The 20,329-nt window shown below is 50.7% G+C and carries 12 protein-coding genes; 10 read left to right on the top strand and 2 right to left on the bottom strand.

The genetic code is table 11. The annotated features are described in order from the left end of the window. Positions 1-36 precede the first annotated feature (36 nt). The 7 genes from BLQ88_RS14710 to BLQ88_RS14680 all read left to right on the top strand — a co-directional run bounded on the left by BLQ88_RS14710 (position 37) and on the right by BLQ88_RS14680 (position 12,932). A complete protein-coding gene (locus tag BLQ88_RS14710) occupies positions 37-1,668 on the top strand; it encodes a serine hydrolase domain-containing protein (protein WP_090151239.1) in 1,632 nt (543 codons plus the stop codon). Positions 1,669-1,687: 19 nt separating this feature from the next. Continuing rightward, positions 1,688-4,093 (top strand): ABC transporter permease, encoded by a 2,406-nt coding sequence (locus tag BLQ88_RS14705; protein ID WP_090151236.1) that lies wholly within the window; start codon positions 1,688-1,690, stop codon positions 4,091-4,093. A 276-nt stretch (positions 4,094-4,369) separates the two neighbouring features. Then, positions 4,370-6,739: an ABC transporter permease gene (locus BLQ88_RS14700; protein WP_090151576.1), complete on the top strand. Its 2,370-nt coding sequence runs from the start codon at positions 4,370-4,372 to the stop codon at positions 6,737-6,739. Between the two features lie 316 nt (positions 6,740-7,055). Beyond that, complete coding sequence (locus tag BLQ88_RS14695; protein ID WP_090151232.1) at positions 7,056-8,468, top strand: capsule assembly Wzi family protein; 1,413 nt, start codon at positions 7,056-7,058, stop codon at positions 8,466-8,468. 351 nt (positions 8,469-8,819) lie between these two features. After that, on the top strand, positions 8,820-11,219 hold the full coding sequence (locus BLQ88_RS14690; RefSeq protein WP_090151574.1) for an ABC transporter permease: 2,400 nt from the start codon (positions 8,820-8,822) through the stop codon (positions 11,217-11,219). Between the two features lie 106 nt (positions 11,220-11,325). Beyond that, positions 11,326-11,613 (top strand): hypothetical protein, encoded by a 288-nt coding sequence (locus BLQ88_RS14685; RefSeq protein ID WP_090151229.1) that lies wholly within the window; start codon positions 11,326-11,328, stop codon positions 11,611-11,613. Between the two features lie 110 nt (positions 11,614-11,723). Further along, the gene (locus BLQ88_RS14680; RefSeq protein WP_090151227.1) at positions 11,724-12,932 is read left to right on the top strand and encodes a hypothetical protein; all 1,209 of its coding nucleotides are present in this window, start codon (positions 11,724-11,726) and stop codon (positions 12,930-12,932) included. A 45-nt stretch (positions 12,933-12,977) separates the two neighbouring features. Here BLQ88_RS14680 and BLQ88_RS14675 read toward each other — a convergent pair whose 3' ends face one another. Together BLQ88_RS14675 and BLQ88_RS14670 are read right to left on the bottom strand one after the other, a co-directional pair. After that, positions 12,978-13,772 carry a carbohydrate-binding family 9-like protein gene (locus BLQ88_RS14675; RefSeq protein ID WP_229212701.1) on the bottom strand — a complete coding sequence of 265 codons (795 nt, stop codon included), beginning with the start codon at positions 13,770-13,772 and terminating at the stop codon, positions 12,978-12,980. 116 nt (positions 13,773-13,888) lie between these two features. Further along, positions 13,889-15,205: a hypothetical protein gene (locus tag BLQ88_RS14670; protein WP_090151224.1), complete on the bottom strand. Its 1,317-nt coding sequence runs from the start codon at positions 15,203-15,205 to the stop codon at positions 13,889-13,891. Positions 15,206-15,400: 195 nt separating this feature from the next. Between BLQ88_RS14670 and BLQ88_RS14665 the strand changes: the two genes are divergently transcribed. From BLQ88_RS14665 to BLQ88_RS14655, 3 genes are all read left to right on the top strand, one after another. Further along, complete coding sequence (locus tag BLQ88_RS14665; RefSeq protein ID WP_090151222.1) at positions 15,401-15,976, top strand: RNA polymerase sigma factor; 576 nt, start codon at positions 15,401-15,403, stop codon at positions 15,974-15,976. An 862-nt stretch (positions 15,977-16,838) separates the two neighbouring features. Then, positions 16,839-18,806: a DUF7850 domain-containing protein gene (locus tag BLQ88_RS14660; RefSeq protein WP_090151219.1), complete on the top strand. Its 1,968-nt coding sequence runs from the start codon at positions 16,839-16,841 to the stop codon at positions 18,804-18,806. Positions 18,807-18,925: 119 nt separating this feature from the next. Further along, complete coding sequence (locus BLQ88_RS14655; RefSeq protein WP_090151216.1) at positions 18,926-20,329, top strand: GH1 family beta-glucosidase; 1,404 nt, start codon at positions 18,926-18,928, stop codon at positions 20,327-20,329.

Genomic DNA, 20,329 nt, shown 5'->3' with positions numbered 1-20,329 from the left:
TTTCCTTCCTCCCGTTCCTCCCAAACATTAAACGCCATGAAATACACCCTAGCGCTTCTCCTCCTATTCTGCTTTTTTCAAAAGTCATGGTCGCAGGCCAGGGGCGGTTTTGAGAAGGATGTGGAGCGTTATGCGCGTATGCTCGGGCTGCCTGCGTATGCGCTGGGCGTGGCTGAGGGCGACAGGATCGTGTTTTTCAAAAGTGCGGGTTATGCAGATTCGGCGGGCAAAGTGGCGATTACGAAGGATCATATTTTTGAAATAGCCTCTGTTACCAAATCGCTTACCGCTATTGCATTGCAGCAACTCGAACAGGCCGGAAAGCTTTCGCTGAACGACCCCGTGGATAAGTACCCGAACCGCTATTTCACGAAGGAGCGCTGGAATGCACAGACTACGCTCGCGCACCTTGTGAGCCATACCTCGGAAAGCACGCCGGTCGGGTCGGCATTTGTGTATAACGGGAGCAAGTTCAATATCGTTTTCAATGCATTTTCGGCCATTAATCCGATGGATTCCACGGAAGAAATGACACGCCCATTCACAATAGAGATTGAAAAGGGTATTTTAAAACCGCTTCAAATGACCCACACGCTCACGCGCTTCACGGAGGCTGATCACGGAGATCTGAGGAAATGGGTGGCTGTAAAGTATAGTTTCGATGCCGCTGCCGGCAAGTATGTACCGCGGCCTGTGAACCCGGCAGGGATGCAGAGCGGGCCCGGCTTCGGGATGATGAGCAGCGTGCAGGACCTGGTGCGCTATTCGGCGGCGATAGGTAAGGAAAGCATTCTTCCGGCTGAGCGCTACCGGAAAATCACAACGCCATTTTACCCGGGTAGTCCGCAGGGAATGGGTTGGTTCACCGGTTCTGTGGCCGGCGTCGACCTGCATTGGTCGTATGGTTATGGCGACAACAGTTCCGCACTATTGCTCCGTGTGCCGCAGCGCAACCTGACGCTCCTATTACTTTCGCCCGCCAATGCGCATTCCGCTGCCGCGCTGCTGGGTTTCGGGAATCTGTTACTCTCACCGGTTGCTGCCGCATTTGTTCGCAATTATGTTTTGAATGCACCTGAATCCATTGATTTCGAAGAAAACAGGGAGCGTGTTGTAGCAAGTTTAGAAAAGCGCAGAGCACCCGAAGTTACGGACGTGCTGCTGCATGAGGCATTCGGCGCGGTGATGGCATTGTCGTATTCGGCGGACAAAGGAATGCCGGGTAATCATTCGAAAAGCATTGATTTATTAAAAACATTAATCCAAAACTACCCGAAGCACCCGCTGTGGCAGGCTACCGCCGCGTTCGAATTTATTGCGGAATCGGAGGACAAAGCCGTATTGGATTTTGGTAAGAAAATGGTGGCAGACTTTGGTAAAACGGGCAATGTGCATCCTGCCAAATCCCTTTACGCAGGGCTAATCCTTGAAAAGAATGGAGACATGGAAGGTGCAATGGCTTTCTACAATGCATTGGCTGCCGGTGATGATTTTAAAGAGCAATCCTACAAGCTGAATGCGATGATGAAAGTGGCCAAATACGACATGGCGCGGAACCCGGCATCGGCGAAGGCCACCCTGGAACGGCTCGTGCGCTACAAGGAATATGTAACAGCGAAAGATGGAATGTATAATGAAGCGAAAGAAATGTTGGTAAAGTTGGAGTGATGGAGGAACAAAAAATATCATGCTAAAAAACTACCTTAAAATCGCATTACGGACGCTTGCGCAGAGCAAGGTCTATTCGGTGATCAACATTACCGGGCTGAGCATCGGGCTCGCGGCGGCTATGCTGATCATGCTTTATACCAAGGATGAGGTGAGCTATGACGGCTTCCATGTCAACAATCCGAATATTTACCGGATCACGTTTAAATCGGTGAACCCGGCGGGCGTGCTGGAAAACCGCAGTGCCATTACCGGTTACCTGCCGGGACCTAAATTTTCGGCGGCTACGCCGGAGATAGAGGCATTTACCCGCTTCCATCAGCACAGGAACGATTTAAAAGTTGGCGACCAGGTAACCAGCCAGGAGGTGCACCAGGCCGATCGTGACTTTTTCAAAATATTCTCGTTCCGGTTGCTTAGCGGTAACCCACTCACGGCGCTATCGCAGCCGCGGTCGGTAGTGATTTCGGAAGAAACGGCGGAAAAGCATTTCGGTACGGTTAATGCATTGGGTAAGACCATGCTTTTCAAGGATGCATTTGATGAAAATGCGGCTTTCGAACCTTTTACAGTTACCGGCGTCGCGGCGAAATGCCCTCAGAATTCGTCCATTCAATTCGAAATTTTACAACCACTGCCCGTGCCGGAGTCGCAAATGCAGGGCGAAGCGTGGTTTAACAGCTCGCTGAATACATTTGTGAAGCTCACGCCCGGCGCGGATACCACGGCTGTGAGCGCGACGATGAACCGCATTTACCAGTCCGACGCCCGCGATGCGATGAAGGCCGTGGCCGAAAAGTATGGACTCAAAAACAAGCAGTACTACGCCTTGCAGCCTTTTACCGCCATTCACCTCGATCCGCAACTGGCCGCCGAAAATGGCCTCGTGAATGGCAGCAAGCCGTTATTCTCCTACGTGCTTTCAGGGATTGCATTGTTTATCATGCTGATCGCCTGCATCAATTTCGTGAACCTGACCGTCGCGCGTTCGCTGAAACGTGCGAAGGAAATAGGGGTCCGGAAAGTGGTCGGCGGCGGGCGGTACCAGCTTGCGGCGCAGTTTCTGGGAGAATCGTTTGTGTTGTGTTTTGCGGCATTCGTGCTGGCTATCCTGCTGGTGGAATCGGTTTTGCCTACATTTAACAACCTTGCCAACAAAGCACTTTCGCTTTCCTACCTGTTCGACTGGCAACTGATAGCGGCTTACATTGCATTGTTCATACTCACTGCGTTGCTGGCGGGTTTTTATCCGGCGGTGGTGCTTTCGGGCTATGATCCGGTGAAAACACTTTACAGCCGGTTCAACTTTTCGGGGAGGAATTATTTGCAAAAAACATTGGTGGTAGTCCAATTTGCGCTGGCCTCGTTCCTGATCATCGTCACGCTCACGATGCGGTCGCAATTCAACTTCCTCACCAATATGGAGCTCGGCTACGACGATCGGAACCTGCTCAGCATCGAGAAACAGAATCTCACACGCCCGGAGGCGAAGTTACTGACCGAGGAATTGTTGAAAAACCATTCGATAACCGCTGTCTCGCCCAAAAACGGCGGCCAATGGGGTACGACGGCGAGGATTAATGGCGGGACGGATATCGAATTCTCTTATGAAACGGTTGGCGCCAATTACCTTTCGGTGCTGAAAATCCCTTTGTTGCAAGGCAGGAAATTGTCGGGAGCGCTGGCTACGGATTCCACCAAAGCCATATTGGTAAACGAGACATTCGTTAAAAAAGCAGGTTGGAAAAAGCCTTTGGGACAAGTAGTGGATTTCTGGTACAACCCCGGCGAGCAATATACCGTGGTGGGCGTGGTGAAAGATTACCACTTTCAGTCGCTGACGTCGAACATCCGGCCGCAGCTTTTTACGATGAAACCGGGTAATGTGTTCGGGAAAGTATTGATCCGCATCAAACCCGGTACCGAATCGGCGAGCCTTGGACACATCGGCAAGACATTCCGGAAGCTGTTCCCGCTGGTACCGTACAGCTATCAGTTTATCGACGAGGCGAATGTCAAAAGCTACGAATCGGAGGCGAAATGGAAGCAGATCATGCTTTTCGGCGCGGTACTGACCATTTTTATCTCCTGCATTGGCCTGTTTGGCCTCGCTACCCTGGCGGCAGAGCGCCGGACCAAGGAAATCGGTATCCGCAAAGTGCTTGGCGCATCGGTAGCGGGTATCGTTACGCTGCTGTCCAGCGATTTTGTCAAACTCGTGGCCCTGTCCTTCGTCGTCTCCTTCCCCGCAGCCTATTATGCAATGCAGAAATGGCTGGAAAACTATCCGTACAAAGTTGAAATAAGCGCCTGGATATTCCTTTCGGCGTCCGCGCTGAGCCTGGTGATCGCTTTATGCACGGTCAGTTTTCAATCGGTAAGAACGGCGTTGATGAATCCGGTGAAGAGTTTGAGGTCGGAATGACCGCTGACGGCCGACCGCTGACCGCCGATGGGTGGGGCCTGGGGCCTGACGATGGACGATGGTTTGGTTGGGAATGACCGCCGACCGCTGACGGCCGACCGCCGATGGGTGGGGCCTGCGGCGTGACCATGGGCGATAGACTATGGACGATGGTTTGGTTTGAGTTTGAAAAATAGACTGGAAAGAATAGCGATCGGCGGTCGGTCGTCGGCGGTCGGCGGTCATGATTCATCGTCCGCCGCAGGCGATAACTGTTACCCAAAAAACGCAACGAACATGATACGCAACTACTTAAAAATCGCATTACGGAACCTGCTGAAAAGTGCGGGGTATTCGGCTATTAACATTGGCGGGCTTTCGGTGGGAATGGCTGTGGCGGTGTTGATCGGGTTGTGGATTTACGACGAAGTGTCGTTTGACCATTACCATCAAAACCACAAGCGCATCGGGCAGGTTTGGCAGTTTGTACAGTTTGGGCCGGAGAAATCCGCGTATGATGTGGTACCGCTGCCGCTGGCGGTGGAGATGAAGGATAAGTATCCCGATTTCGAAGCGGTGAGTAAATCGGCCTTCCGGGATATGATTATTTCAAATGGCGACAAAAAGTTCTCGAAGACAGGTCGGTATGTACAGCCTTCATTTACCAAAATGATGTCCGTCAGGATGGTATCCGGAAGCGATAACTTGCAGGATGTTAATTCGATACTGCTGTCAGAATCGTTTTCCCGGGCTCTTTTTGGTGATACCAATCCGGTTAACAGGATCGTGAAGCTGAATAGCGACCGCGATGTGAAAGTGGCAGGTGTTTTCGAAGATATTCCTCAAAACAGCACATTCAGGGAGGTTCAGGTGCTCGCGCCGTGGGAGCTGTATGTGGCGGTGGATAAATCGCTGCGAGGGGCGGATACGAATTGGGACGAAAATTCCTATCAGATCTATGTGCAGCTTCGGGAAGGTGCGGATTTCGCGACGGCTTCGGCCAAAATCAAAGACTCGCGCATGAAGAGGGAGAATCCGCCGGGCTACAAGCCGGAATTTTTCCTGCACCCGATGGACAAATGGCACCTGTATTCCGATTTCGAGAATGGCGTGAATGTAGGAGGCCTGATCAGTTTCGTCTGGCTTTTCGGTACCATCGGCGTTTTTGTGCTTTTGCTCGCGTGTATCAATTTTATGAACCTGAGTACGGCGCGTTCTGAAAAACGGGCCAAGGAAGTCGGTATTCGCAAAGCGATCGGTTCGGTGCGGGCGCAGCTGGTAAGCCAGTTCTTTAGTGAATCGGTAATGGTGGTAATGATCGCATTTGTGCTTGCGCTGGTGCTGGCGGGTGTTGCATTGCCGGCTTTCAACGAAGTGTCCGGGAAGAAGATCGCATTACCCATTGCCAATCCGCTGTTCTGGATCGTCGGAATTGTTTTCAGCTTGCTCACCGCTGTGATTGCTGGCAGCTATCCGGCGCTTTACCTTTCGTCTTTCCAACCATTGAAAGTGCTGAAAGGGACATTCAAGGCCGGCCAGCTTGCCGTGTTGCCAAGGAAAGTGCTGGTTGTCATGCAATTTACAGTTTCTGTGACGCTGATCATCGGTACGGTGGTCGTTTTCAGACAAATACAACATGCGAAAAACCGCCCGGTTGGGTACAGCAGACATGGGTTGATCGAGGTAAATATGACCTCCCCGGCACTGTACGGACATTATAATACCCTCAAAAACGATCTTATGAATACCGGTGTCGTAAGCGGCTATTCGCAGTCGACGGGGTCGATCACGTCTCACTATGGAGGTGTTACCAACCTTTCGTGGCCGGGTAAGGCGCCGGACGCGATCCCTTTGCTGATGTCGAACAGTATTTCGCATGATTTTGGCAAAACGGTGGGTTGGGAAATTACCCAGGGCCGGGATTTCTCGCGCGAATACGCGACAGACTCGGTGGCGATGATCATCAACGAATCCGCGTTGGAGCTCATGGCCCTCAAAAAGCCGCTCGAAACGATACTGATTTGGGGAGGTAAGGAGTACCGGGTGATCGGCGTAACGAAAGACATGGTCCGGGAGTCGCCTTTCAGTACCATAAGCCCGGCCTTTTACGTCGTCAATTACCGGAATACGAACATGATCAATATCCGGATCTCGCATTCGGCCGCAATGAGCGATGCGTTGGAGAAAGTCGGGGCGGTTTTTAAAAAATATGATCCGGGCAGCCCGTTCAGCTACCAGTTTGTGGACGCCCGCTATGCTCAGAAGTTTGCCGACGAAGAGCGGATCGGTAAACTCGCTTCTTTCTTCACGGTGCTGGCGATTTTTATATCATGTTTGGGTCTTTTCGGACTGGCATCGTTCGTCGCCGAGCAACGTACGAAGGAAATCGGGATCAGGAAGGTGCTCGGTGCGTCTGTGGTCAATCTCTGGAAGTTGCTTTCCACTGATTTCCTGCTGCTGGTCATCGTCGCCTGCATTATTTCAGGGCCTATTGCCTGGTATTTTATGAGCGATTGGCTGAAAACCTATTCCTATCGCACCGAAATATCCTGGTGGATTTTCGCCGGTACCAGCCTCGGGGCATTGCTGATCACATTGCTAACCGTCAGTTTCCAAGCCATCCGAGCCGCGCTTATCAATCCGGTTAAGAGCCTTAAGGCGGAGTAGTGAATAGGGAGGAAGGGAGGATGGAGGAATGGAGGATGGAGGAATGGGAGGAAGGGAGGAAGGGAGGATGGAGGAAAGGGAGGAATAGGCTTTCTCCTTTCCTCCTTTCCTCCTTTCTCCCTTATTCCCTTTCCTCCCTTACTCCCTTCTTCATTAATGTTAAGTTAAAACCAAGCTCACAGTAACGAATATCGGCCGCGCGTATTTATCTTGCATTGTAAACCATTAGCGGGCGGATCACTTGTGTAGAACCTTTACTTTCAGTGTCGTTGCGATTCTTATAATCATTTCGGGGCCACTTTTTGCCCAGAAGAGCATGCTTGTGTCCAACTTCGATGCGAGCGTGGAAGCCGGGGCCTACCTTTCTTCCAATGGCGAAACGCCTTTCTGGCTCAGGACAAACCAGTTTGGGGCAGTACCCGACCGTGCTACGGCGGGCGTTGTGCAGGCAGCGGCGCGGAGGAACTACCTTTTTTACGACAGCCTTACCAACCGGCCGGTGAAATTCGATTGGAGCGCAAGCGTAAGTCCGGCGGGGATCTATAACAAGGAAAACAAATTCGAATTTGTGCTGCCGGAGGCGCAGGCAAGTGTGCGTTTCAAGCGCGTGGAGCTGTGGGTAGGGCGCAGGAAGGAAGTAATGGGGCTGGGTGACACTACTTTGTCGTCGGGCTTTTACTCGATGTCGGGGAATTCGCTGCCGATTCCCAAGGTACAGATCGGGACGATAGGATTTTCACCGCTCAAATTCACCGGTAATTTCGTGGCAGTACATGCCGGGTTTGCACACGGGTGGTTCAATACGGATTACATTCAGGGAGTAAGGCTCCACCAGAAGTTTCTGTACCTGCGGCTGGGTAAACATAAATCCAAATTCTACCTCGGACTGAACCATAATGTGATGTGGGCAGGGCATTCCGACTATCTGAAACAACATCCCGAACTTGCGGTGAATGGGGAACTGCCGTCGTCGTGGTCCATTTACCCGAATGTGGTGCTGGCATTTACTTCCAAAAACTGGTTTGAAAAAAATGGTTACGGTGCATTCGACAGCTACCGGGTGGGCAACCATTTGGGAAGCTATGACGTCGCATTCGAAACGAAGCTGCAAGACTACCGGCTTTTCGTGTACCATCAGCATCCTTTCGAAGATGTTTCGAGCATGCTTTTCAAGAATATTCCCGACGGGCTTTACGGTGTCAATCTGAAACTGTTGCCCGGAAATGCCGCAAACGACTTTGCGCTTACCCATCTGACATTGGAATTCCTGACCACCAAAGACCAGTCCGGTTCCGAATTTTACATTCCCGGAAGCAAGTACCAGGGTGCTGATAACTACTTTAACCACACGCAGTATTCAGAAGGCTGGTCGTACCAGGGCCGGACGTTAGGCACGCCGTTCATTATTCCCGGGAAGGATATGGACCAGTCGAAACTCGTGAATCCGCGGTTTTTCCCAAATAACCGAGTCAATGTGTACTACCTGGGAGCGCAGGGCAAAGCAGGCCGGTCGCTGGCACTTACCTTGAAGCTTTCTTACAGCAAAAACTTCGGAACACCCGGAGCTCCTTTCGATCCGCCGAGAGGGCAGTTTTCGACGGTACTTGGCGCGCAGTATGCCGCTCCGTGGTTTGAAAACACCAGCATTATCGCACGCATTGCAACCGATCAGGGGGATGTTTTTACCAAGCGGACAGGCGGGTATATCGGTATCCGGAAGAGCTGGTAATAACGTTGCCCCATCCGACTTTCCCGCGTTGTCCATCGGTGAACAAAATTGTCCGAAATCGGACATTGTCCGTTCGTTTTTCTCCATTAAAATGCTGATTATTAATTCGTTGATTGGGCTGGCATAACTTTGTTGCCAGAAGCTGAAACAGTCATTGTCAGGGAATTACGTTTTCTGGCAATTCTTGTTTTATGCCTGATGGGTGTGACCGCCGACGGCCGACCGCGGACCGCCGATGGGGCTAAGCAAGGAACATCTGTATCGATACGTAAATGCATTCACTGGCGTAGCCAAACACTAAATAACGGCGGTCGGCGGTCGGCCGTCTGCGGTCAAAAAAACAGCAACGGCATGCTCAAAAACTACCTCAAAATCGCCCTCCGGAACATCTGGAAAAACAAGGTTTTCTCTGCTATCAATATCGTGGGCCTGGCGGTGAGTATGGCCGCCTGTATCGTGATCATGCTGTTTGTGTTCTACGAGCGCAGTTTCGATGGAATGCATTCCAAAAACATCTACCGGCTCGACGAGGTGCAGAAGTTTGAAGGGATGGTGGCCCCGCAAAAAGTGGCGCTCTCGATGTTCCCGATGGGCCCCACATTGCAGGAAGAGTTTCCTGAAATCCGGCAGTTTGTCCGAATAAATACCACAGGAAAACTGCCTGTGCATTACCAGGAACAGCGTATCGAGCTGTCACAAACCTTCCTGACCGACTCCAATTTTTTCCAGCTCTTTGATTATCCGCTGCGCGAAGGCGAGAAAAGCCGGGTTTTGAAAGAGCCGAACAGCATTGTACTGACCGAGAAAAGTGCGAAAAATATCTTCGGGAATGCCGATCCGGTCGGGAAGTATGTCAGCCACTTCGGCAACGATACGCTTACGCTAAAAGTGACGGGCATTATGGAGGACGTGCCAGCGAATTCGCATTTGCAGTTCGACGCACTCATTTCGTTTACGACCATCGCTAAGCCCGATTTTATGAAAAACTGGGGTGGTAACTGGCTCGTGACCTACCTCGAACTCGCGCCAGGGACCGATATCGCCAAAACTGAAAAGAAATTCCCCACATTCCTCAAAAAGCATATGAAAGAGGGCGGCTGGAAGTTTTACGAGCTGTTTTTACAGCCGCTGAACGAGGTCCACGCGCAATCCGTCGACATTACACACGATTATGTGAATTATCAGAAGTTCGATAAGCGGTATACCTACGTTTTCTCCATTATCGCGGCCATTGTGCTCATTATTGCATGTGTGAATTTCATGAACCTCTCTACGGCGCGTTCGACGGGTCGGGCGAAGGAGGTCGGTATCCGAAAATCGATCGGTGCACAACGCTTTCAGCTGGCAGGGCAGTTTATAGGCGAGTCGGTGCTGCTGGCATTATTTGCATTGGTGCTGGCGGTGGGGGTCGCCAAGCTGGTAATGCCTTCGGTAGCGGATTTCAGCCAGCGCCGGCTCGAATTCTCCATATTTCAAAATCCGGGATTATTACTGATCGTTCTGCTGGGTACGATGCTGGTGGGACTGTTTTCGGGACTGTACCCCGCTGCATTTCTGTCGGCTTTCGAGCCTGTGAAGGTATTGAAAGGTACAATCCGTGCCGGTAAGAGCAATTTCCGGAATGCATTGGTGATCGCGCAGTTCACGAGCGCGGTGTTCCTGATCATCGCCACGGGTTTTGCCGTGAAGCAATTGCGGTTTATGGTCAATAAGGACCCCGGCTTCGATCGGGAGCAGGTGGTGATTGTACCATTGAATTCGACGTCGGACATGAAGTATGCCGCTTTGAAACAGGAACTGCTGACGAGCTCGTTCATCGAGGCGGTAACCGGTTCGCAGCAGCGACTGGGTAACAACCTGCACCAGACGGGCGTGGCGTTTCAAGGCACCGGGGCCAGGAGGGAGCTTACTTCGTCGCAGGTAATAGTTGACCCGGATTACTTGTCATTGTACAAAATCAAAATCATCGCAGGACGTAATTTCACCAACAGCGCCGCGGATAATGCAAAAACCTACATTATCAACGAGTCGCTCGCCAGGGAGCTTTTGAAGGACGAGCCGACGCTGACGATGGAGACATTGATCGGCAAGCGGTTTGGTTTCTCGGGGATGGACTCGCTGTCTACGATCGTAGGCGTGTCGGAGGACTTCAACTTCAACTCGCTGCACCATAAAGTGGAGACGCTTTGCATATTCAACCAGAAGGATTGGTCGTATTCTGAAATGTCAATACGTATCAAGGGCAAAAATTCGCAGCAGGCGCTGGCCGCCATTCAGGGAACATGGAACAAGCTTGTTTCCGATCAGCCATTTACCTATTCATTTCTCGACGAGCATTTCAACGAAATGTACCGCGCCGACAGCCAGGTAAGCGAGATCGTGGGCATACTGGCGGGGCTGGCGATTTTCATATCGTGCCTCGGGTTGTTCGGGCTCGCTTCTTATTCGGCAGAAAGGCGGATCAAGGAAATAGGCGTGCGAAAAGTGATGGGTGCGTCGGTAGCGGGCATTGTGGCATTGCTGTCACGGGACTTTCTCCGACTCGTGCTCTTCGCCATCCTGATCGCCACGCCGGTTGCCTGGTGGGCCGTACGAACCTGGCTGAACGACTTCGCCTACCGCATCGATATCGAATGGTGGATGTTCCTCCTCGCCGGCGCACTGGCCGTGTTCGTAGCATTGTTCACCATCAGTTTTCAAAGTATCAAAGCCGCGTTGACGAATCCTGTCAAAAGCCTTCGAGCGGAATGATGGAGGAAAGGGAGGAAGGACGAAGGGGAGGAGGAAATCCCCATCTTCCCTTTCCTCCATCCTCCTTCCTCCCAGTTATAAAATTGAATTTTAACAACATAATCCCATGAGCCACATTGCCATCCCTATCCCGCCGCTTCAAGGTAAGCAGGAGATTAAAGTTGAGGTAACGATCAACGGAATCAAGCAGAACCTGTTCTATCGGGTCGAGCTGTTTTACTGGGAAGATTGTACCAATCCGGTTGCGCATCGCGCGGATTGTATCAGCGAAATGCTGTCGCATCATGATCCGGAATGGACGGTCTATTACATCGGCGCGCCGAATGACGAGTTTGTGCCGATAACCTTCGTGAAGAAGGAGAGCAGGAACCTCTTACGTGAAGCGATAGCCTGATAGGGTCCGGGAACGTTTTAATTCTTTTTTAATCTTTATGTGCAACACTGTTGCATTTGTGGTTTTTCTGAAACTACATTTGCATCATTGTTGCATGTAAAGATTTTTTTATGAAAAAGCATTTATTCAAATTACTACTCTCAGCGGCTTTCGGCGTAGTGCTCGTGGCTTGCGACGACAAGGAAAAAGACGATGTAAAACCTGTTGAAGAAACGGAGTACAAATTCATCCGCGTGGTGGTGAATGACGAGGTTTCGAGGGAACTGTCGCTGGTGGACCCGGTGAAAATGACGGCCGAGAAGTTCGAAGCACAATTTTCCAAATCGGCCCTCTATGGCACGCAAGGCGGTCGCTTCGGGGCGATTGTGAATGGCGCGAACAATTTTGTGCAGCTGTTCGATACGGGTTTCGAAGGTCACGGCGACCATGTGGATGTGAAAGGAACGCCGAAATTCGGCGCATTGACCGGTGATGGCAACAAGCCTACCCATTTTAAAAGCAAGGGCGACGAAATTATTACTTTCAACGACGGCGATGGTACGCTTAGCATTGCCAAAGAGGCTGATTTTCACACGGCAGGCAAGAAAATGACGCTTGTTAATGCCGGTAACGTGGCGCACCACGGCGCCATGACGAAGTTTGACAACGGTACCTATGCCATTACCGTGAAAGATGGTTCGGCAGCGGGCACATTACCCGAGCGCGTGAAGATCATCGACGCGTCGGGCAAAACGCTTTTCGCTTCAACCATTCAAACCAAAGGCATTCATGGTAATGCTACCAATGGAAGTGTTTCGCTTTTTGGCTCTTCCAGCGGCATTCTCGCCGTGGAGCCTAGTGGTAATCAGCAACTGATCCCGCATCCCGCCGATTTCGGCGAGGCGTGGTTCGGTTCCATTCTTGAAGCAAAAGGAGCCGGTAAATTCCTGGGTTACACCGCTGCAAAGGGCGTTTATATCATAGATGTTGCCGCGAAATCGGTTACGCCGGTGCTCGCGAGCGCGGATATCATGCAGGCGAAGGTGGATTACGCCGGGAATAACCTGGCGGTGCTGCTGCATAGCGGCGAACTCCGTATCTATGATTTGAAGACGAATAGTTTGAAAATCAATGGCTCGGTAACAGGCGCGACGGCGAAAGACGAAACGCAGAAGCCGCAACTGGAAGCGACCTCACGGTACATATATATTACCCAGCCGAAAAGTGGTGAATTGCTGGTGGTAAGCACGAGCAATTTGGCCAAAATCAATAAGGTGAAAGTCTCCGCTACGCCTTACCGGCTTGCCATCCTGGGCTTCGAGTCGAGTGAAGGGCATTGATAGTCAAAACCCCGGCACGCCTGGCGGCTTGCCGGGGTTTTAAGATTACCTCGCTTTTCCGGCTTCCTCGTTTCGGAAAAGCAGTTTTCCCCAGTATTCGGGATAATGCATATTGATAATGCCTTGCGGCGACCATACCCAGTTGTACTCCGGAATAATTTTGCCCGTCTCCGCATTGCGTTTCCGGCTGTAACGGCCAGTGGCGTCCACCTCGTGCTGCCAGTTGACGCGTGAAAAGTTGATGCGCCATTCGGAGCCGTCGGCGGGGATCACCGGTTTCACATTTTCAGTTGCAAGCGATTCGAACGGAATCGCGATTTCCACGAACCAGCGTTTGTCCTTACCCTTCGCATCATTTACGGTGCCTTCCACCGATACCGCCGATTTCAGGCCTTTGATATCCCATTTCAGTTGCGCTTTTCCGCCTTTGCGGTAAGTTTTGGGCAAAAACAGGTCGAATGTGTTATTGATAGCATTGATTTCCAGCTCATAGTAATTCTCGGTGTCGCCATCCGGGTCGATGAAAACTTCGAAATCGTTTTCGAGGTACACGATCTGGTCTTTTTTGTCCTGATAAGCCCATATGTGCTCCTCCTCGATTTGCGCGGCAATGTAGAGATAGTGATCATCCCAAAGCATTTTGGCGCGGGTTTCTTGCAAGGGAAGCGGCTTTTTGTCCCCTTCGATATCTACGAACGACGAAGTCCACGCGGCCTTTTTCCAGGAACGCTCATTCAGCTTTCCATCGATCGAAATGCTCTTTTCCGCCCTGTAACAAGTGTAGTTTTTCGGGGCCGGAGGCGTTTGTGCCTGCGCATTTGTAATGGTCACGCACGCCATTGCAGGGGCTATGCAGGTGGTTAGAAAAAAGTGGAATCTGCTCTTTCTGCCGATTAAATTAAAGTTTTTCAAGATTGGTCAGGGGAATTGCTGAAAGAAGTTAAATATAGCGCATTTTACTTCCTTATGAGGTCTCCTGCCTTGTTTTCGTTGCTGAGCAATGCCTGGAAAAGTGCCCATCTTTTGGCCGGATCGGCCGCGGAGCCTCCCTGCGATTCAATGTACTTTTTAATAATGTCCTGCCCGTAATTGTAGTTGATCACATAGCTCCGGTATTTACGAATGAACCGCAGGTAATCCGACGCGCCTTTTTCGGGAAGCAGGCAGTAGTCGGTAAGCCAGCGCTTCGCCTCCTGTTCGCTCATACCGTGGTCGAGCAGGCCGCGCGCCACTTCGTTGCGGGCGTAGTTCAGTGCCGAGCGAATCGTAAGCGCTTCAAAATAGGCACCGGCCATGGTGGTATCCAGGCCGGCGAGCGGCATCAGCACTTTTTTACAGAAATCCTGCTGCTCATTACCGGGGAAAGCCATCGAAATGCCGTAGTTGGCGCTTCCTTCGGCGATCAGCGACTGCGGGCTGAACAACGGGTAGAGTGAAATCTCCGTCCATCCTTTGTCGCGGAAGAGGTTCTTTTCCAGCAATGCGTTGTACACATGATGTCCGGGATAACCCTCGTGGCATGCGAGATCGATCGCCCGTTCAATGTAAATTGGCTGGCTTACATTGATCTGGATCACGCTTTTGTAGTTGCCTTTGTACCAGTTATACCCCGACCACGGCTTGTCGTGGACATATTCAAGTTTGAAATCCTCACCTGCGGGCAACGCATAATGCGCGAGTGTTCGCCGGCGGGCCTCCGCGATGGCGGTTGTGAAAACGGTATCGATCTTGTCCTGCGGGATCAGGAAGTGGTTTGCAAGTTGCTGGTACCGTGCCGGAATAGGCCCTTGCCCCGGCAGCAGGTGGTCGAGCCTGGCGATAAGGTCTTGAAAATGCTTCTCATCGTAAACGGGCGCCACGGCATCGAACAGGTCTTTGGACTCGGCGTCGAATGCGACGAACGTCCCGGAAAATAGGTGAATGCGCCTTTCGAATGCCGTAAGCTGGGCGGTTAACCATTCGGCACGGTGGGCGAGCGTGTCCTGCTCATTACCCGTCGCCAATGCGGCAAGGGCTTTTTTCAGGGCTGCCGCCCGTTGCAGGAACGTTTCTTTCGGGAAATGCGAGGTATCGGTTTTTGCGGGCCTGAGCGAGTCGGGGCCATAGTAGGCATCCACAAAATCGCCGTCGAACTGTCCGATCGAAAGGCCGAGCTTTACATATTCCCGGGCGATACTATCCAGACGGTCGTGGGGCGCGGTTGCTTGCTCGCGGGTGCCGCATGCCATTGCTGCGCATGCGAGCATGAGTACTGCAAAAGGTTTTTTTAGCATAACATCAAGAATTTCAATTGCCTAGCATGGTTCTCACATTGTAGAATACGGGATTGCGAAGGCCCGTAGTTCCGGCCCGAGACCCCAATTCGCGCTTAAAATACACACGTTATCCGGAAAGCTGCGCTGGAACGGAAATATTAACCAGCCGCTAACGCCAGATATCTGGTAGTGTGAATCTGCAAATGTGAAACAATGAGCGGGAATGATGTCCGATACCGGGAAGCCGAGCTGGTAGCCAAGCTTAAAACCAATAGCCGGAGTGCTTTCGAGTACTTGTACGACCACTATTCGGCTGCGCTGTATGGCGTGATCCTGAAAATCGTCAAGGACGAGGAGAAAGCGGCTGATGTGTTACAGGAAAGCTTTCTGAAAGTCTGGCGGCATATCGCATCCTATTCCTCCGAAAAAGGCACACTCTTTACCTGGATGCTGAACATCGCCCGAAACAGGGCGATAGACATGCTCCGGGCCGATTCCAAAACAGAGCAAAAGGTTATCCGCATGGATGTAGTGACGGAGATGGAGCAGGTGTGGGGCGACAATTGGAGCGAAATTGTCTTTGAAATGGATGTAAAGACCGCCGTCTCCGGGCTTCCTTCCGAGCGGCGCACACCGATCGAGCTCGTTTACTTTCAGGGTTACACCCACGAAGAAGCCGCGGAAAAGCTGTCGGTCCCATTGGGAACAGTGAAATCGCGCATCCGTAAAGGCCTTCAAGAGCTCCGCGCAGCCTTTTTTATGCCCGTAATGCAACAAAAACGTGCCTAGAATCCTATTTCAGGTTTGAATGCATTTGTAAAAATAACTCGAGACTTATTTGGTCTGGAGGTGCTTTACCTCACTCTTTCTTCTGCCAGGGCCGCTATCCTGCGGTATTTTCTATCGCCTTATTCTTATTCATTCTAAGTTTATTTGGGGCTAATCCTTCATTAATCCGAATAGAATGTAGCTAAACTGCTGTAATACAGTAATAAAATGATTGCATTTTATTCGCATTCAAAACAAAGCTTGTAGAAGCCGGGTTTTTTATGAAAAAAAGTTTTGTCGAAATTCTTCAGTGAAAACTCATTGATAGCCACAGAAACGGACATTTCCAGCAAGTGCCGTTAGTTCGTCAAAATGGGCATTTGGTCGCCCAAAACAGCCCTTTCGTAATTAGTAAGTGTAGAAGTTTTACTTGAAGCCCCGTCACGATTGTGACTAAACGATGATTTTGGGGTGAACGAAGATCATGTCGGGGTGGCTGCATGAAAACCGTCTGTGACCGGGGTTACGGCAAAATTATCTTTTGTTTTCATGTAACCGCCGGGTGCGGGGAATGTATGGACAATCTATGTAGTATATTGAAAAAGTGATATTACTAATTTTAAACGTATATGCAATCAGTTTGAAACTGTATTAGAATAGTTTTTGGTCAAAAAGTGCTTATTTTGGATAATTAATTAGGTTTAAACTTGTAGAAATAATTCTTAAAATCGATTTAGAAATAGTTAAAAATTTGAGATAAACATATTTAATCTCACTTTGTCATATAAAAAAAGTGCTATTTTCTGAACATCTAATTTTTACCTTTGTAGCGTACATTTTGTTGACAAGCCATTCAGCTAATCAATTACAAATCAAATACGTTATGAAAAATTTTACGTTTCTCTTTACCCTTTTAATATTGAGCCTGGGCTTCGCCTTCCAGGCCAATGCAACCAGCGGTTGCGATTGTGATGGTAACAAGTTGACCAACGGGAGCTTCGAAAGTGGTTTGACCGGGTGGACGAAATCCTACGGCACGTTTAGCACCAGCACAGGTTACGACGTGTGCGGTGAAAAAAATGGTTTGCTCGGCGATAAGAATGACAACGCCGCGAAGATTTATCAGGACGTGAATGTTACGCCGGGGAACGAGGTGACCCTCACCGTATATGCAGGTACGCACAAAAACCAGTATGACCATACTATCACCCTGGTTTTTCTTAATTCAAGCGGCCAGCAGGTGGGTGATAAGGTAGTTCAGCAGGTAGACTATGAAGTTGGTAATGGCAGTAGCTTGCAAAAATATACGCTGACCGGAACGGCGCCTGCAAATACCGTGAAAGTGCGTGTTCAGGCCTATGCTCAGAAGAACTATCTGAAAATCGACGGCGCTTGTTTGAAAGTGAAGGTCCCTGTGGCTTGCGATTGCGTTGACAGCAACAAATATATCAAGAATGCAAGTTTCGAGAATGGCACGGCTGACTGGCAATATGCTGCCGGAACTTCGGGTGCTACCTTCTCCAAAGACGGAGCATACGAAATGTGCGGTTCGAGCAACGGCTTGCTTTACAAAAAAGGAAAAATCTGGCAGGATATTTCAATGGTGCCAGGAACACAGATTCAATTAAGCGCTTACGGCGGTACACACGTCAATAACTCTTCAAACAGACATTACTTCAAAATTACTTTCTATGACGGTGCCGGTACTTTGCTGGGAGATTCATCGCGAGTTCTGATGGATTACATCGTGACAGACAATCAATTGAAAAAATTCGATCTCTCGGCAACTGCTCCTGCCGGTGCTGTGAAAGCCCGCTTTACAGTTGAGTCCACAGGCGATTACTTCAAAGTAGATGCAATCTGTACAACTGTTACGCCACCGGTGACTTGCCAGGAATGTAATGGTAATACCCTGAAAAACCCAAGCTTCGAAAGCGGTACGGACAACTGGTCAGTAACAGGTTCACTGTCAGTAGAGTCTATTTATGCGGTATGCGGTGTGAATGGCGCGAAATTGAGCGGAGCAGGCAAGTTCTGGCAGGATGTTGAATTGTTTACAACCACAGGAAATCAGGTTTCCCTGACTATCTATGCGGCTTATGGCAGTTCAAACAGTCAGAAAATCCAGCTGGTGTTCCTGAACGAGGCTCTGACAGAACTTGGTCAAATCACACAAGACGTTACAAAGGCACTTAACAGCGGAACCTGGGGTCTTCAGAAATATACTTTGGGCGGAACCGTTCCGTCGGGCAGTAAATATGTACGTGTGTTGCTGTCGTCCAATGGAAACGACCTTCTGGTAGACAATGCATGTCTTACTTTCTCTGGTCCTCCATTGCCTGTAACGCTCTCATCATTCTCTGCGAAAAAAGAAGGAGCATTGGCACAGTTGGCATGGGCAACTACCTCGGAAAGCAACTCTGCTTACTTCGAAGTACAGCACAGCCAAGACGGCCAGAACTGGACTGCACTCGCACAGGTTGACGCAAAAGGCGAAAGCAAAGAACTCGAAACATATACCTATACCCACACTAATCCATTGGCAGTGAACCTTTATCGACTGAAAATGGTGGATCTGGACGAAACATTCGCTTACAGCGCGATCAAGAGCCTGAAATTCGACGGCCAGGAGCAGCTGAATGTGTATCCTAACCCGACTGTGGACCGTATCAAGGTAACCAGCAACCAGTTGGTAACGAACGTGAAAGTTTACGCTCAGACAGGTGCATTGGTGCTGAACGCTACACCGGATTCATCCAACGAAGTAGACCTGACAAAACTGTCGCAGGGAACTTACTACGTGAAGATCAACAACGGTCCGCTGATGCGTAAAATCCTGGTTGTGCGGTAAGCGCTCCCGGAGCCAACCCACCGGTCATTTCAAAAACCCTTCGTCCGCAGTTTCCGGACGAAGGGTTTTTGTTTACATATTAGTTTTAACTTTCGTACCTCAATGAAACAGGCACAGGCTTGACAACGACTACTAACCAACATAAAAAAGAAACCGGGTATGCACCGGCAACGCCGGGCTCCTTATCGCGTGAGGATTTCGGAAGTAATTTTAAATGGGGTGTGGCAACCGCCGCATACCAGATAGAAGGCGCCGTGCATGAGGATGGCCGCAGCGATTGTGTCTGGGATGTTTTTGCCAGGAAAAAAGGCAAGATCCGGAACGGCGACCATGCGCGGGAAGCTTGTGACTTTTACCACCGTTACAAGCAGGACCTGGAACTGGTAAAGGAGCTGGGGTTTGAGGAGTTCCGGTTTTCGATCTCATGGTCGCGCATATTGCCCGACGGGCACGGGCGCGTGAACCAGGCGGGGATAGATTATTACAACCGGCTGATCGACCAATGCATTGCGCTGGGTATTGAGCCGTGGATTACGCTGTACCATTGGGATCTGCCGCAGGTGTTGGAAAAATCCGGCGGTTGGAAGAACCGGCGTATTGTGGAGTGGTTTGCCGAGTATGCCGCTATATGCGGCCATGCATTCGGCGATCGCGTGCGGCACTGGATCGTGCTGAACGAGCCGATGGCCGTTGCAGGACTTGGCTACACCACCGGTGAGCATGCGCCCGGCAACACCGGCATTCATAATTTTCTGCCCGTGGTGCACCATTTGGCGCTGAGCCAGGCGGAAGGGGGCAGGGTGTTGCGCCGGCTGCTGCCGGATGCACGCATTGGCAATGCCATTTCCTGTTCTTATGTGGTACCGAACAGTCAGAGTGCCGCGGATGTAAGGGCGGCCCGGCGGGCGGATGCGCTCATGAACCGGCTTTTTATCGAGCCCGCATTAGGGTTGGGGTATCCCAAAGACGCGTTTCCTTTTTTGTCCAATATCAAAAGGTTCATGCGCGAAGGCGACCGCGAGCGACTGAAATTCGATTTCGACTTCTGGGGTCTGCAAAACTATTTCAGTGTGGTAGTCCAGCATTCTTACCTCGCGCCGGTAATGTGGCTGAAAGAGGTACCGGCCACGCTGCGGAATGTACCTACGACGGGTTTGGGCTGGGAGATCAGTCCGGCCGGGATGTATGAAATATTGAAACAGTTTCAGCGCTACAACGGCGTCCGCGAACTGATCATTACCGAAAATGGCGCCGCATTCAAAGACAAAGTGAAGGACGGAAAGGTGGACGACCCGGGCCGGCAAGCGTATTACCAGGCCTATCTGGATGCCGTTCTGAAAGCAAAAAATGAGGGGGTGAATATTACCGGCTATTTCGCGTGGACGTTACTGGATAATTTTGAATGGGCGCATGGGTACTCGGCGCGCTTTGGCCTGGTGTTTGTGGATTTCAAAACCCAGGAACGTACGGTGAAGGAATCGGGGAAATGGTTTGCAGGATTTCTAAAAAAGCCTGAAATGTAA

The organism is Dyadobacter soli (genome assembly GCF_900101885.1).
Taxonomy (GTDB): domain Bacteria; phylum Bacteroidota; class Bacteroidia; order Cytophagales; family Spirosomataceae; genus Dyadobacter; species Dyadobacter soli.
Note: the sequence above shows the minus strand (reverse complement) of the source record. Positions and strands in the feature narration are given on the sequence as shown.

What these genes read in the sequence shown, in the direction of transcription:
- BLQ88_RS14690 (WP_090151574.1), top strand. Translation starts at nt 8,820, where the DNA reads ATGCTCAAAAACTACCTCAAAATCGCCCTCCGGAACATCTGGAAAAAC.
- BLQ88_RS14680 (WP_090151227.1), top strand. Translation starts at nt 11,724, where the DNA reads ATGAAAAAGCATTTATTCAAATTACTACTCTCAGCGGCTTTCGGCGTA.
- BLQ88_RS14710 (WP_090151239.1), top strand. Translation starts at nt 37, where the DNA reads ATGAAATACACCCTAGCGCTTCTCCTCCTATTCTGCTTTTTTCAAAAG.
- BLQ88_RS14705 (WP_090151236.1), top strand. Translation starts at nt 1,688, where the DNA reads ATGCTAAAAAACTACCTTAAAATCGCATTACGGACGCTTGCGCAGAGC.
- BLQ88_RS14675 (WP_229212701.1), bottom strand. Translation starts at nt 13,772, where the DNA reads ATGGCGTGCGTGACCATTACAAATGCGCAGGCACAAACGCCTCCGGCC.
- BLQ88_RS14660 (WP_090151219.1), top strand. Translation starts at nt 16,839, where the DNA reads ATGAAAAATTTTACGTTTCTCTTTACCCTTTTAATATTGAGCCTGGGC.
- BLQ88_RS14665 (WP_090151222.1), top strand. Translation starts at nt 15,401, where the DNA reads ATGAGCGGGAATGATGTCCGATACCGGGAAGCCGAGCTGGTAGCCAAG.
- BLQ88_RS14685 (WP_090151229.1), top strand. Translation starts at nt 11,326, where the DNA reads ATGAGCCACATTGCCATCCCTATCCCGCCGCTTCAAGGTAAGCAGGAG.
- BLQ88_RS14700 (WP_090151576.1), top strand. Translation starts at nt 4,370, where the DNA reads ATGATACGCAACTACTTAAAAATCGCATTACGGAACCTGCTGAAAAGT.
- BLQ88_RS14670 (WP_090151224.1), bottom strand. Translation starts at nt 15,205, where the DNA reads ATGCTAAAAAAACCTTTTGCAGTACTCATGCTCGCATGCGCAGCAATG.
- BLQ88_RS14695 (WP_090151232.1), top strand. Translation starts at nt 7,056, where the DNA reads ATGCTTGTGTCCAACTTCGATGCGAGCGTGGAAGCCGGGGCCTACCTT.